Origin of the sequence: Streptomyces sp. NPDC056527 (assembly GCF_042794475.1) — a bacterium.
GTDB lineage: Bacteria > Actinomycetota > Actinomycetes > Streptomycetales > Streptomycetaceae > Streptomyces.
Map to the genome: position 1 here is coordinate 42,584 of NZ_JBHTTQ010000021.1, position 12,584 is coordinate 55,167.

Annotated in this window: 9 protein-coding genes; 2 read left to right on the top strand and 7 right to left on the bottom strand. The window is 71.2% G+C overall.

Annotation, left to right across the window (positions count from 1 at the left end; translation table 11 throughout):
• The first annotated feature begins 6 nt into the window (after positions 1-6).
• The gene (locus ACFQ7Q_RS13940; RefSeq protein WP_383553857.1) at positions 7-2,259 is read left to right on the top strand and encodes a heavy metal translocating P-type ATPase; all 2,253 of its coding nucleotides are present in this window, start codon (positions 7-9) and stop codon (positions 2,257-2,259) included.
• 403 nt (positions 2,260-2,662) lie between these two features.
• Here ACFQ7Q_RS13940 and ACFQ7Q_RS13945 read toward each other — a convergent pair whose 3' ends face one another.
• The 5 genes from ACFQ7Q_RS13945 to ACFQ7Q_RS13965 all read right to left on the bottom strand — a co-directional run bounded on the left by ACFQ7Q_RS13945 (position 2,663) and on the right by ACFQ7Q_RS13965 (position 9,672).
• Entirely contained in the window at positions 2,663-3,952 is a 1,290-nt protein-coding gene (locus tag ACFQ7Q_RS13945; RefSeq protein ID WP_383553860.1) for a citrate synthase, read from the bottom strand.
• A gap of 179 nt (positions 3,953-4,131) precedes the next feature.
• The gene (locus tag ACFQ7Q_RS13950) at positions 4,132-6,387 is read right to left on the bottom strand and encodes an ATP-dependent RecD-like DNA helicase (protein ID WP_383553863.1); all 2,256 of its coding nucleotides are present in this window, start codon (positions 6,385-6,387) and stop codon (positions 4,132-4,134) included.
• A gap of 161 nt (positions 6,388-6,548) precedes the next feature.
• Positions 6,549-7,328, bottom strand: coding sequence for a sugar phosphate isomerase/epimerase family protein (locus ACFQ7Q_RS13955; RefSeq protein ID WP_383553941.1), 780 nt, complete (start codon positions 7,326-7,328; stop codon positions 6,549-6,551).
• 44 nt (positions 7,329-7,372) lie between these two features.
• Complete coding sequence (locus ACFQ7Q_RS13960) at positions 7,373-8,524, bottom strand: dihydrodipicolinate synthase family protein (protein ID WP_383553866.1); 1,152 nt, start codon at positions 8,522-8,524, stop codon at positions 7,373-7,375.
• Positions 8,521-9,672 (bottom strand): Gfo/Idh/MocA family protein, encoded by a 1,152-nt coding sequence (locus ACFQ7Q_RS13965; protein WP_383553869.1) that lies wholly within the window; start codon positions 9,670-9,672, stop codon positions 8,521-8,523. Before ACFQ7Q_RS13965 ends, ACFQ7Q_RS13960 begins: the two co-directional genes overlap by 4 nt.
• 118 nt (positions 9,673-9,790) lie before the next feature.
• Here ACFQ7Q_RS13965 and ACFQ7Q_RS13970 point away from each other — a divergent pair, with 118 nt between their 5' ends.
• Complete coding sequence (locus tag ACFQ7Q_RS13970) at positions 9,791-10,837, top strand: LacI family DNA-binding transcriptional regulator (RefSeq protein WP_383553872.1); 1,047 nt, start codon at positions 9,791-9,793, stop codon at positions 10,835-10,837.
• A gap of 133 nt (positions 10,838-10,970) precedes the next feature.
• Here the strand turns inward: ACFQ7Q_RS13970 and ACFQ7Q_RS13975 are convergent, their stop codons facing one another.
• Both ACFQ7Q_RS13975 and ACFQ7Q_RS13980 read right to left on the bottom strand, forming a co-directional pair.
• The gene (locus ACFQ7Q_RS13975; RefSeq protein WP_383553875.1) at positions 10,971-11,534 is read right to left on the bottom strand and encodes an AAA family ATPase; all 564 of its coding nucleotides are present in this window, start codon (positions 11,532-11,534) and stop codon (positions 10,971-10,973) included.
• A gap of 81 nt (positions 11,535-11,615) precedes the next feature.
• A complete protein-coding gene (locus ACFQ7Q_RS13980; protein ID WP_383553878.1) occupies positions 11,616-12,548 on the bottom strand; it encodes an EamA family transporter in 933 nt (310 codons plus the stop codon).
• Between the last annotated feature and the right edge of the window lie 36 nt (positions 12,549-12,584).

Consider the following 12,584-nt stretch of genomic DNA (forward strand, 5'->3'; position numbering starts at 1 on the left):
CGGCACATGACCTCCAGTCCCGCCTCCCCCTTCACCACCGAGCTGACCATCGGCGGGATGACCTGCGCCTCCTGCGCGGCTCGTGTCGAGAAGAAGCTCAACCGCATGGACGGCGTCACCGCGACCGTCAACTACGCGACGGAGAAGGCGCGGATCGAGCACCCGCCGGAGGTCGAGGTCGCCGACCTGATCGCCACGGTCGTCAAGACGGGGTACACCGCCGAGGAACCGCCGCCACCGGCGCCCGAGCCGACGCCGGGAACGGACACGGACACGAAGCCGGAGAGCGTGCGGGACGAGGACCCGGAGCTCGCCTCGCTCCGCCGGCGGCTGACCGTCTCCGCCCTCCTCTCCGCGCCCGTCGTCCTGCTCGCCATGGTCCCGTCCCTCCAGTTCGACAACTGGCAGTGGCTGTCCCTGACCCTCGCCGCGCCGGTCGTCGTCTGGGGCGGGCTGCCCTTCCACCGCGCCGCCTGGACGAACCTTCGCCACGGCGCCGCGACCATGGACACGCTCGTCTCGGTCGGCACCCTGGCCGCCTTCGGCTGGTCGCTGTGGGCCCTGTTCCTCGGCGACGCCGGCATGACCGGGATGCGCCACGGCTTCGACCTGACCGTCGACCGCGCCGACGCCGCCTCCAGCATCTATCTGGAGGTCGCGGCCGGCGTCATCACCTTCATCCTGCTCGGCCGCTATCTGGAGGCCCGGGCCAAGCGGAAGGCCGGCGCCGCTCTCCACGCCCTGATGGAGCTGGGCGCCAAGGACGTGGCGGTGCTGCGGGGAGGCATGGAGGTACGGATTCCGGTGGCCGCCCTCAGGGTCGGGGAGCTGTTCGTCGTACGACCCGGGGAGAAGATCGCCACCGACGGCACCGTGACCGAGGGCGCCTCCGCCGTCGACGCCTCCATGCTCACCGGCGAGTCCGTCCCGGTCGACGTCGAAGCCGGCGACCCGGTGAGCGGTGGGTTCGTGAACACCTCCGGCCGGCTCGTCGTCGAGGCGACCCGGGTCGGCGCGGACACCCAGCTCGCCCGCATGGCGAAGCTGGTCGAGGACGCGCAGAACGGCAAGGCGGAGGTCCAGCGCCTCGCCGACAAGGTCTCCGCGGTCTTCGTGCCGATCGTCCTCTTCATCGCCCTCGGTACCCTGCTGACCTGGCTGTTCGTGCTCCAGGACACCACGGCGGCCTTCACCGCCGCCGTCGCCGTACTGATCATCGCCTGCCCCTGCGCCCTGGGCCTCGCCACCCCGACCGCGCTCATGGTCGGCACCGGCCGCGGCGCCCAGCTCGGCATCCTCATCAAGGGCCCCGAGGTCCTGGAGTCCACCCGTCGCGTCGACACCGTCGTCCTGGACAAGACCGGCACCGTCACCACCGGCCGGATGCGGCTCCAGAAGGTGCATGCGTACGAGGGAGAGGACGAGGCCGAGCTGCTGCGCCTCGCGGGCGCCCTGGAGCACGCCTCCGAGCACCCGGTCGCCCAGGCGATCGCTGCCGGCGCCGCGGAGAGGCTCGGGCGCCCCGTGGCCGCACTCCCCGTACCGACGGCCTTCGAGAACGAGCCCGGCCTCGGCGTGCGCGGCACGGTCGACGGCCACCGGGTCCTGGTCGGCCGCGCGGCCCTCCTCGAGGCCGAGGGCATCGACGTCCCCGGCGTTCCGGAGCCCGGCGCCGTCCAGGTCGCCTGGGACGGCCGGGCCCGTGGGGCCGTCACGGTCGCCGACGCGGTCAAGGAGACCAGCGCGGAGGCCGTGGCCCGGCTGCGCGCCCTCGGCCTGACACCGGTCCTGCTGACCGGCGACGGGCGGGGCGTCGCGGAGACGGTCGCGGCCGAGGTGGGCATCGACGCGGACCAGGTCTTCGCCGAGGTCCTGCCCCAGGAGAAGGTCGACGCGATCCGGCGCCTCCAGGCCGAGGGCCGGACGGTCGCGATGGTCGGCGACGGCGTGAACGACGCCGCCGCGCTCGCCACCGCCGATCTGGGCCTGGCGATGGGCACCGGCACGGACGCGGCCATCGAGGCGAGCGACCTGACGCTGGTCCGCGGCGACCTGCGCGTGGCGGCGGACGCCATCCGGCTGTCCCGCCGGACCCTGGCGACGATCAAGGGGAACCTGGGTTGGGCCTTCGGTTACAACTGCGCCGCTCTGCCGCTCGCGGCGCTCGGACTCCTCAACCCCATGATCGCCGGTTTGGCCATGGCCTTTTCGTCCGTATTTGTCGTGACAAACAGCCTGCGACTTCGGAGGTTCACGTGAATTCACCTACACGTGACGCACAGGACCTTCACAAAGAGACCTAGATCACAGATATTTAGGGGTAACCATTCGGGCCGTTCGCGAGTCTAAGTGGGCGATGCCAAGAACGTCTTGGGGGACGTTCATGGGATGTCTTGGGGGACGTCTCAGGCAAGCGTTGGCCGGGGCACGTGCACCGGGGAGCTTTGAGCGGCCCTCCCGTACGTACCCCGGCAGACCGCGTAGACCCGCCTAGCTTCTGCTGAACCCGGCAGACGCCCGGCCCGGATCCCGTGGGGGGAATCCGCACCGGGGATATGGAAAGCGCCCCGCTCGCCGACCCGTGGGGGGATCGGCAGCGGGGCGCTTTTCGTTCAGCGCCTCGCGCGGCGCCCCGTCGGGCGCCTCGCGACGAGGAAGTGTGTCAGCGGCCCTCGACCGGGACGAAGTCGCGCAGGACCTCACCGGTGTAGATCTGGCGCGGGCGACCGATGCGGGAACCCGGCTCCTTGATCATCTCGTGCCACTGGGCGATCCAGCCGGGCAGCCGGCCGAGCGCGAAGAGCACGGTGAACATCTCGGTCGGGAAGCCCATCGCGCGGTAGATGAGGCCCGTGTAGAAGTCCACGTTCGGGTAGAGGTTGCGCGAGACGAAGTAGTCGTCGGAGAGCGCGTGCTCCTCCAGCTTCAGCGCGATGTCCAGCAGCTCGTCGGACTTGCCGAGGGCGGAGAGCACATCGTGCGCCGCGGCCTTGATGATCTTGGCGCGCGGGTCGAAGGACTTGTACACCCGGTGGCCGAAGCCCATCAGGCGGACGCCGTCCTCCTTGTTCTTCACCTTGTTGATGAAGGAGTCGACATCGCCACCGTTGGCCTGGATGCCTTCGAGCATCTCCAGGACGGACTGGTTGGCGCCACCGTGCAGCGGACCCCACAGGGCCGAGATGCCGGCGGAGATCGACGCGAACATGTTCGCCTGGCTCGAACCGACCAGACGCACGGTCGACGTCGAACAGTTCTGCTCGTGGTCCGCGTGCAGGATCAGCAGCTTGTCGAGCGCCGAGACCACGACCGGGTCGAGCTCGTACTCCTGGGCCGGGACCGAGAAGGTCATGCGCAGGAAGTTCTCGACGTACCCGAGGTCGTTGCGCGGGTAGACGAAGGGGTGACCGATCGACTTCTTGTACGCGTACGCCGCGATCGTCGGCAGCTTGGCGAGCAGCCGGATCGTCGAAAGGTGACGCTGCTTCTCGTCGAACGGGTTGTGGCTGTCCTGGTAGAAGGTGGACAGCGCGGAGACCACCGAGGAGAGCATCGCCATCGGGTGGGCGTCCCGCGGGAAGCCGTCGAAGAAGCGCTTGACGTCCTCGTGCAGCAGCGTGTGCTGGGTGATCTCGTTCTTGAAGGTCGCCAGCTCGTCGACCTTGGGGAGCTCACCGTTGATCAGCAGGTACGCAACCTCGAGGAAGGTGGATCGCTCCGCCAGCTGCTCGATGGGGTAGCCGCGGTACCGCAGAATGCCCTGCTCGCCGTCGAGGTAGGTGATGGCGGATTTATAGGCGGCTGTGTTGCCGTATCCGCTGTCCAGGGTGACCAGACCGGTCTGGGCTCGGAGCTTCCCGATGTCGAAGCCCTTGTCACCGACGGTGCTGTCGACCACCGGGTAGGTGTATTCACCGTCCGCGTACCGCAGTACTACAGAGTTGTCGCTCACGTCATCCCTCACCGACGTAGTGCCTCTTCTTCGAGGTGCCCTGACTGTCTCTACCATCCCCCATTTGGCTCAGGAGAGTGCACTCGGGGTCGACCATTGGGCCATTTGGCGGCACTCAGTGCCGCCAACCTGCTCATCTTGCCCCCTTCGCCCCGCTTCCGGAAGTCCGGGGTCCTGTTTCACACGACTGCCGAGAGCCGGTGGGCCAGTGCGGTGAAGCGTCTGCCTGCGGAAACCGTGCGGACGGCCTGCCCGATCGCCTTGCGCGAACCCACCAGGACGACGAGCTTCTTCGCCCGGGTGACCGCCGTGTAGAGCAGGTTCCGCTGGAGCATCATCCAGGCGCTGGTGGTGACCGGGATCACGACCGCCGGATACTCGCTGCCCTGCGAGCGGTGGATGGTGACGGCGTACGCATGGGCCAGTTCGTCCAGTTCGTCGAAGTCGTACGGCACCTCCTCGTCCTCGTCGGTCCGTACGGTCAGCCGCTGTTCGACGGTGTCGAGCTGGGTCACGACGCCGACCGTGCCGTTGAAGACGCCGTTGGCGCCCTTCTCGTAGTTGTTGCGGATCTGGGTGACCTTGTCGCCGACCCGGAAGACCCGGCCTCCGAACCGCTTCTCGGGAAGGTCGGGGCGGGCCGGTGTGACGGCCTGCTGGAGCAGCCCGTTGAGCACGCCGGCCCCGGCCGGCCCGCGGTGCATGGGGGCGAGGACCTGGATGTCCCGACGGGGATCGAGCCCGAACTTGGCGGGAATCCGCCGTGCCGCGACCTCGACCGCGACCCGGGCGGCGTCCTCCGTCTCCTCCTCCGCGAACAGGAAGAAGTCCGGCAGACCAGTGGTGACGGGCGGGATCCCCTGGTTGATGCGGTGGGCGTTGGTGACCACCCCCGACTGCTGCGCCTGCCGGAAGATGCGCGTCAACCGGACGGCCGGAACCGGGCTGCCGGGGGCCAGCAGGTCGCCGAGCACCTCGCCCGCGCCGACGGAGGGCAGCTGGTCCACGTCCCCGACGAGAAGGAGGTGGGCACCGGGTGCCACCGCCTTCACGAGCTTGTTGGCGAGCAGCAGATCGAGCATGGACGCCTCGTCCACGACGACCAGATCGGCGTCGAGCGGGCGGTCCCGGTCGTAGGCCGCGTCGCCGCCCGGCTTGAGCTCCAGGAGCCGGTGCACCGTCGACGCCTCGGCGCCGGTCAGCTCGGCGAGCCGCTTGGCCGCGCGGCCGGTCGGGGCCGCCAGGACGACCTTGGCGCGCTTGGCCCGGGCCAGCTCCACGATGGAGCGGACCGTGAACGACTTCCCGCACCCCGGGCCGCCGGTGAGCACGGCGACCTTACGGGTCAGAGCGAGCCGCACGGCCTCCTCCTGCTCGGGTGCGAGGGAGGCCCCGGTCCGGTCGGCGAGCCAGGCCAGGGCCTTGTCCCAGGCGACGTCCTGGAAGCCCGGCAGCCGGTCCTCGGCGGCGTGCAGCAGCCGCTTCGTCTGGCCGGCGAGGGACAGCTCGGCGCGGTGGAACGGAATGAGGTACACGGCCGTGACGGGCAGCCCCTCGGGCCCCGGAACGGTCTCCCGTACGACCCCTTCCGGATCCTCCGCCAGCTCGGCGAGGCACTCGATGACGAGCCCGGTGTCGACCTGGAGGAGCTTCACGGCCTCGCGGATCAGCTGCTCCTCCGGCAGGAAGCAGTGCCCCTGGTCGGTGGACTGCGACAGGGCGTACTGCAGCCCCGCCTTGACCCGGTCGGGACTGTCGTGCGGAATGCCGACGGACTGGGCGATCTTGTCGGCGGTGAGGAAGCCGATGCCCCAGACGTCGGCGGCCAGCCGGTAGGGCTGGTTCCGGACGACGGAGATGGAGGCGTCCCCGTACTTCTTGTAGATCCGCACGGCGATGGAGGTGGAGACACCGACGCCCTGGAGGAAGACCATCACCTCCTTGATCGCCTTCTGCTCCTCCCACGCGGCGGTGATGTTCTTCGTGCGCTTGGGTCCCAGGCCCGGCACCTCGATCAGGCGCGCCGGGGTCGCCTCCAGGATGTCGAGGGTGTCCACGCCGAAGTGCTGGGTGATGCGGTCGGCGAAGACGGGGCCGATGCCCTTGACGAGCCCGGAGCCGAGGTAGCGGCGTATGCCCTGGATGGTGGCGGGCAGCACGGTCGTGTAGTTCTCGACCGTGAACTGCTTGCCGTACTGCGGATGGGACCCCCAACGCCCCTCCATCCGCAGCGACTCCCCCGGCTGCGCCCCGAGCAACGCCCCGACGACGGTGAGGAGATCGCCACCGCCGCGCCCGGTGTCGACGCGGGCGACGGTGTAGCCACTCTCCTCATTCGCATACGTGATCCGCTCGAGCACCCCTTCGACGACAGCCTGGCGCGGCGCCTGAGGCTGCGCGGGACCGTGCCCCTGGCCCTGACCCTGGTTGGACATGCCCCGAAGGTAGCGAAGGGGTCGGACAGTTGGGTGGGGGGTGGGGACACCCCCGTGTGGGCAGTCGTCCCGCTGGGCGGGACGGGTGGGCTCAGTGTTCGGGCGGGTCGTGTCGGCCGAGGGTTCGCACCGGGGTCGCGCCGGAGCGGGTCCACCGCCCCCTACCCCACCACCCCCACGAACCTTCCCACCGTCTCCTCCAGGACCTCCACCCCGTCCCGTGTCCACAGCTCGTCGTTGAAGAGCTCGACCTCGATCGGGCCGTCGTATCCCGTCTCCTCCACGAGGTCGCACCACGCCCGCAGGTCGATCGCGCCGTCGCCCAGTTGACCCCGGCCGTTGAGGACTCCCGCCGGGAGGGGGGTCGTCCAGTCGGCCAGTTGGAAGGCGTGGATGCGGTCCGAGGCGCCCGCCCTCGCCACCGCCGCCGGCGCCCGGTCGTCCCACCAGATGTGGTACGTGTCCACGACCACGCCCACCTGCGAGGACGGGAAGCGCTCCGCGATCTCCAGGGCCTGGTCCAGGGTCGAGACCGCACAGCGGTCCGACGCGTACATCGGGTGGAGGGGTTCGATCGCCAGGCGTACGCCCCGCTCCCCCGCGTACGGGGCGAGTTCGGCGATCGCGTCCGTGATCCGGGCGCGGGCCGCCGTCAGGTCGCGGCTGCCCGGGGCGAGGCCGCCGGAGACGAGGACCAGGGTGTCGGTGCCGAGTGCCGCCGCCTCGTCGATCGCCGCGCGGTTGTCGTCCAGGGACTCCGCCGTCGTGAAGAAGCCGCCCCGGCACAGCGACGTGACCGTCAGGCCGGCGTCGCGTACCAGCTTGGCCGTCGCTTCGAGCCCGTACTCCGTGACGGGCTCCCGCCAGAGGCCCACCCCCGGGACGGAGAGCCGTAGACACTGCTCCACCAGCTCCGGCAGCGACAGCTGCTTCACCGTCATCTGGTTGATGCTGAAGCGCGCGAGCGATTCGGGGCCCGATGCGGTCACTGGCTCACTCCGTACACCGTCAGCAGGGACTTCATCCGGGACTCCGCCAGCTCCGGATCGGGGAACAGGCCGAGCCCGTCCGCCAGTTCGTACGCCCGCGCCAGGTGCGGCAGCGAGCGTGCGGACTGCAGACCGCCGACCATGGCGAAGTGGTCCTGGTGGCCGGCCAGCCAGGCCAGGAACACGACGCCCGTCTTGTAGAACCGCGTCGGAGCCTGGAAGAGGTGGCGCGACAGCTCCACGGTCGGGTCCAGCACGGCGCGGAACCCCGCGACGTCGCCGGTGTCCAGGATCCGTACCGCCTCCGCCGCCAGCGGGCCCAGCGGATCGAAGATGCCGAGCAGGGCGTGACTGAAGCCGTGCTCGTCGCCGGCGATCAGCTCGGGGTAGTGGAAGTCGTCGCCCGTGTAGCAGCGCACCCCCTCCGGCAGGCGGCGGCGCAGGTCGATCTCGCGCTGCGCGTCGAGGAGGGAGACCTTGATGCCGTCGACCTTGTCGGGGTGCGCCGCGATGACCTCCAGGAAGGTGTCGGTCGCGGTGTCGAGGTCGGCGGAGCCCCAGTAGCCGTCGAGCGCCGGGTCGAACATCGGCCCCAGCCAGTGCAGGACCACCGGCTCGCTCGCCTGCCTGAGGAGGTGGCCGTACATGTCGAGGTAGTCGTCCGCGCCCCCGGCGGCCCCGGCGAGGGCGCGCGAAGCCATGAGGATGGCCTGGGAGCCGGTCTCCTCCACGAGCGCCAGCTGCTCCTCGTACGCCTTGCGTACCGTCATGAGGTCGGCGGGTCCGGCCAGTTGGTCCGTTCCGACTCCGCAGGCGATGCGGCCGCCCACCGCCTTCGCCTCGGCCGCCGAGCGGCGGATCAGCTCCGCCGCGCCGGCCCAGTCCAGGCCCATTCCCCGCTGCGCGGTGTCCATCGCCTCCGCGACGCCGAGTCCCTGTGCCCACAGGTGGCGGCGGAAGGCGAGGGTGGCGTCCCAGTCGACGGCGGCCGGCGAGTCGGGGGTGGTGTCGGCGTACGGGTCGGCGACGACATGGGCGGCGGAGAAGACGGTACGGGAGGTCAGGGCACGGCCCACGGGGGCCGTGGGCCGTGCCGGGCGAGGGCTGTACTCCCGCACCCCGCCCGCGCCGTGGGGAAGGCGGATCACAGCGAGACCTCCGGGACCTCCAGGCGACGGCCCTCGGCCGCCGACCTCAGGCCCAGCTCGGCGAGCTGTACGCCGCGCGCGCCCGCCAGCAGGTCCCACTGGTAGGGCTCGTCGAGGACCACGTGCTTCAGGAAGAGCTCCCACTGGGCCTTGAAGCCGTTGTCGAAGCCGGCGTTGTCCGGGACCTCCTGCCACTGGTCGCGGAAGGCCTCGGTCGCCGGGATGTCCGGGTTCCAGACCGGCTTGGGGGTGGCCGAGCGGTGCTGGACGCGGCAGTTCCGCAGCCCCGCGACGGCGGAGCCGTGGGTGCCGTCGACCTGGAACTCGACGAGTTCGTCGCGGTTGACCCGGACCGCCCAGGAGGAGTTGATCTGGGCGATCGTCCCGCCCTCCAGCTGGAATATGCCGTAGGCGGCGTCGTCGGCGGTGGCGGCGTACGGCTTGCCCTGCTCGTCCCAGCGCTGCGGGATGTGCGTGGCGACGTGCGCGGAGACGCTGGTGACCCGGCCGAAGAGCTCGTGGAGCACGTACTCCCAGTGCGGGAACATGTCGACGACGATGCCGCCGCCGTCCTCGGCGCGGTAGTTCCAGCTGGGGCGCTGGGCGTCCTGCCAGTCGCCCTCGAAGACCCAGTAGCCGAACTCTCCTCGTACGGACAGGATCTCGCCGAAGAAGCCGCCGTCGATGAGGCGCTTCAGCTTGAGCAGGCCCGGCAGGAAGATCTTGTCCTGGACGACGCCGTGCTTGACGCCCTTCTCGGAGGCGAGCCTGGCGAGCTCCAGGGCGCCGGCCAGGTCTCCCGCCGTCGGCTTCTCGGTGTAGATGTGCTTGCCGGCGGCGACGGCCTTGCGGATGGCCTCGACGCGGGCGGACGTGACCTGGGCGTCGAAGTAGATCTCCACCGACTCGTCGGCGAGTACGGCGTCGAGGTCGGTGGACCACTCGGTGAGGCCGTGCTGCTCGGCGAGCGCGCGCAGGGCGTGCTCGCGGCGGCCGACGAGGACGGGCTCGGGCCAGAGGGTCTCGCCGTTGCCCAGGTCGAGGCCGCCCTGCTCGCGCAGGGCGAGGATCGAGCGGACGAGGTGCTGGCGGTGGCCCATGCGTCCGGTGACGCCGTTCATGGCGATACGAACTGTCCTGCGTGTCACGAAGGTCCCTCCACACTCAAGGAAGAAAGCGCTTTCTACGACGGGAGACGCTAGCCTGCCGACAACACGCCGGACAAGGGGTCCGGACGACTCTCCCGACTCTCCTCGGAGGTACGCGATGACCGTCACGCTGGCGGATGTGGCCGCGCGTGCCCGGGTCTCCCCCGCCACCGTCTCCCGCGTCCTGAACGGCAACTACCCCGTCGCCGCCTCGACCAGGGAGCGGGTGCTGCGGGCCGTGGACGAGCTGGACTACGTGCTGAACGGGCCCGCGAGCTCGCTCGCCGCCGCCACGTCCGACCTGGTCGGCATCCTCGTCAACGACATCGCCGACCCCTTCTTCGGGATCATGGCCGGCGCGGCGCAGAGCGCCATCGGGGAAGGCGCGTCGGGGCGGGCGGGCGGCGAGAAGCTGGCCGTCGTCTGCAACACGGGCGGCTCGCCCGAGCGCGAGCTCACCTACCTCACCCTGCTCCAGCGCCAGCGCGCGGCTGCCGTGATCCTCACCGGCGGGTCCCTGGAGGACCCGGAGCACATGGCGGCGGTGGCGGCGAAGCTGTCGCGGCTGACGGACGCGGGGACGCGGATCGTGCTGTGCGGACGGCCGCCGGTGGCGGGCGACACGAGCGTGGCGGCGCTGGCCTTCGACAACCGGGCGGGCGCCCGGCGGCTCACCGAGCATCTGCTGACGCTCGGGCACCGGCGGATCGGTTACGTGGCGGGGCCGGCGGACCGGACGACGACGCGGCACCGGCTGGAGGGACACCGCGAGGCGCTGGCCGGGGCGGGGCTGCCGGAAGGGCCCGTCGTCCACGGGTCGTACGACCGGGGCTCCGGCTATGACGCGACGCTCGAACTCCTGCGCCGGGAGCCGTCGTTGACGGCGGTCGTGGCCGCGAACGACACGGTCGCGCTGGGCGCGTGCGCGGCGCTGCGGGACCGGGGGCTGCGCATCCCCGAGGACGTCTCGGTGGCGGGCTTCGACGACCTCCCGTTCTCGGCCGACGCGGCCCCCGCGCTGACGACCGTACGGCTGCCCCTCCAGGAGGCGGGCGCGCGGGCGGGCCGACTCGCGATGGGCACGGAGGAGGCCCCACCGGGCGGCCTGGCGACGATCCCCGCGGAGCTCCTGGTACGCGACTCGACGACGCCACCTCGGGGGTGACGGGCGCGAGGCCTCGGGCCGACGCCACCTCCTCGGGGGTGACGGGGCCGGGCCTCTGGCCGGCGCCCTCCCCGCTCGGGTGGGCCTCGCCCAAAGCTCCGCCCGGGCTCAGCGGCCCACCGCGTCCAGGGCCCTACGCCGCGCTCGCGTGCGCGTCCAGCCCCGTCGCCTTCAGGATCGCGTCCACCGTCTCCCGGACCGTCAAGGACGCGTTGTCGAGCCAGATGCCGGCGTCCGGCAGTTCCTCGCGCATCGCCGCGTCCAGTGGGGCCCAGTTCGTCGTGAGGCGCTTGTCGCGGGCGTTGTTGCGCTCCCAGGCGGTCTCCGGGCCCGGGGCGAGGAACACGACGTGGAGCGGACCCGTCCGCACCGAGGCGCGGTAGAAGTCGAGGTGGCTGCGGCGGACGACCACGTCGTCGACGACCGGCAGGAAGCCGGCCGCCGTGAAGCTGTCCGCCAGCAGGCAGGCGTTGCGGGCGCGCAGGAAGATCTGACGGTCGGCCTCCGGGTCGTGGTCCATCGTCGGCCACTGCCCCCCGCTGACGATGAGCTCCTGGAGCTCGTCGACCTCGATGTGCGCGGCCCGCGCGAACCGGGCGGCGAGGGCGGCCGCCACGGTGGACTTGCCACTGCCCGGGATGCCGCTCAACAGCAGCGTTCCAGGGGCGGGTTCACGGTCGATGGGTACCAGGTCCATGGCATCGGACCCTAGCCCGCCCGGAACCCCGCCCCTTCGCGCCCCCCACGAGCGGCCTCACGAGCGGCCCCACGAGCAGGCTCACGGCGACGACACGGTACGTCCGCTCGCTTCGACGGGCTCCGGACCCGTCTCCGGCGACGGCGCCGACGGCACCGCCCGCCCCGGCGCGAAGGACGTCAGCGCGACGCCCCCGACCAGCAGGGCCGCCGCGCACCAGCGCAGGCCGCTGATCCCCTCGCCGAGGAAGAGGGCGGCCGAGGACATCCCGAAGACCGGGACCAGGAGGGAGAACGGGGCCACCGACGAGGCCGGGTAGCGGCGCAGGAGCCAGCCCCAGGCGCCGAAGCCGAAGACGGTGGTGACCCAGGCGACGTAGACGATGGCGCCGACGCCGGTCCAGTCGAGTCCGCGCAGCGCTTCGAGGTCGCGCTCCGGTCCCTCCAGGACGAGGGAGAGGGCGAGCAGCGGCAGGATGGGGACGGTGCTGACCCAGACCATGAAGTTGAGGGCGTCGGGCGGGGATGCCTTGCGGGTCAGGACGTTGGAGACGCCCCAGCAGGCCGCCGCCGCGATGCAGAGCGCGAAGCCGACGAGCGGGCCGGAGGCACCCTCGTCGACGGCGGCGACGCCGATGCCGGCGAGCGCGACCGCCATGCCCGCGATCTTCAGCGTCCCGGGCCGTTCGCCGAGCGCGACGAAGGCGAACAGGGCCGTGAAGACGGCCTGGACCTGGAGGATCAGGGAGGCGAGTCCGGCCGGGGCGCCCAGGTCCATCCCGGTGAAGAGCAGGCCGAACTTGACCACGCCCAGGACGAGTCCGACACCCACGATCCACTTCCAGGCGACCTTGGGGCGGCCGACGAGGAAGACGGCCGGCAGGGCGGCGGCGAGGAAGCGCAGGGCGGAGAAGAGCAGCGGTGGGAAGTGGTCGAGACCGATCTCGATGACGACGAAGTTGACTCCCCAGACAGCGGCGACGAGCGCGGCCAGGGCGATGTGGGCGGGACGCATGTCGTCGAGCATCGCCTCCGCCGAACGTGTAGCACC

What these genes read in the sequence shown, in the direction of transcription:
- ACFQ7Q_RS13940 (WP_383553857.1), top strand. Translation starts at nt 7, where the DNA reads ATGACCTCCAGTCCCGCCTCCCCCTTCACCACCGAGCTGACCATCGGC.
- ACFQ7Q_RS13950 (WP_383553863.1), bottom strand. Translation starts at nt 6,387, where the DNA reads ATGTCCAACCAGGGTCAGGGCCAGGGGCACGGTCCCGCGCAGCCTCAG.
- ACFQ7Q_RS13955 (WP_383553941.1), bottom strand. Translation starts at nt 7,328, where the DNA reads ATGACGGTGAAGCAGCTGTCGCTGCCGGAGCTGGTGGAGCAGTGTCTA.
- ACFQ7Q_RS13970 (WP_383553872.1), top strand. Translation starts at nt 9,791, where the DNA reads ATGACCGTCACGCTGGCGGATGTGGCCGCGCGTGCCCGGGTCTCCCCC.
- ACFQ7Q_RS13975 (WP_383553875.1), bottom strand. Translation starts at nt 11,534, where the DNA reads ATGGACCTGGTACCCATCGACCGTGAACCCGCCCCTGGAACGCTGCTG.
- ACFQ7Q_RS13980 (WP_383553878.1), bottom strand. Translation starts at nt 12,548, where the DNA reads ATGCGTCCCGCCCACATCGCCCTGGCCGCGCTCGTCGCCGCTGTCTGG.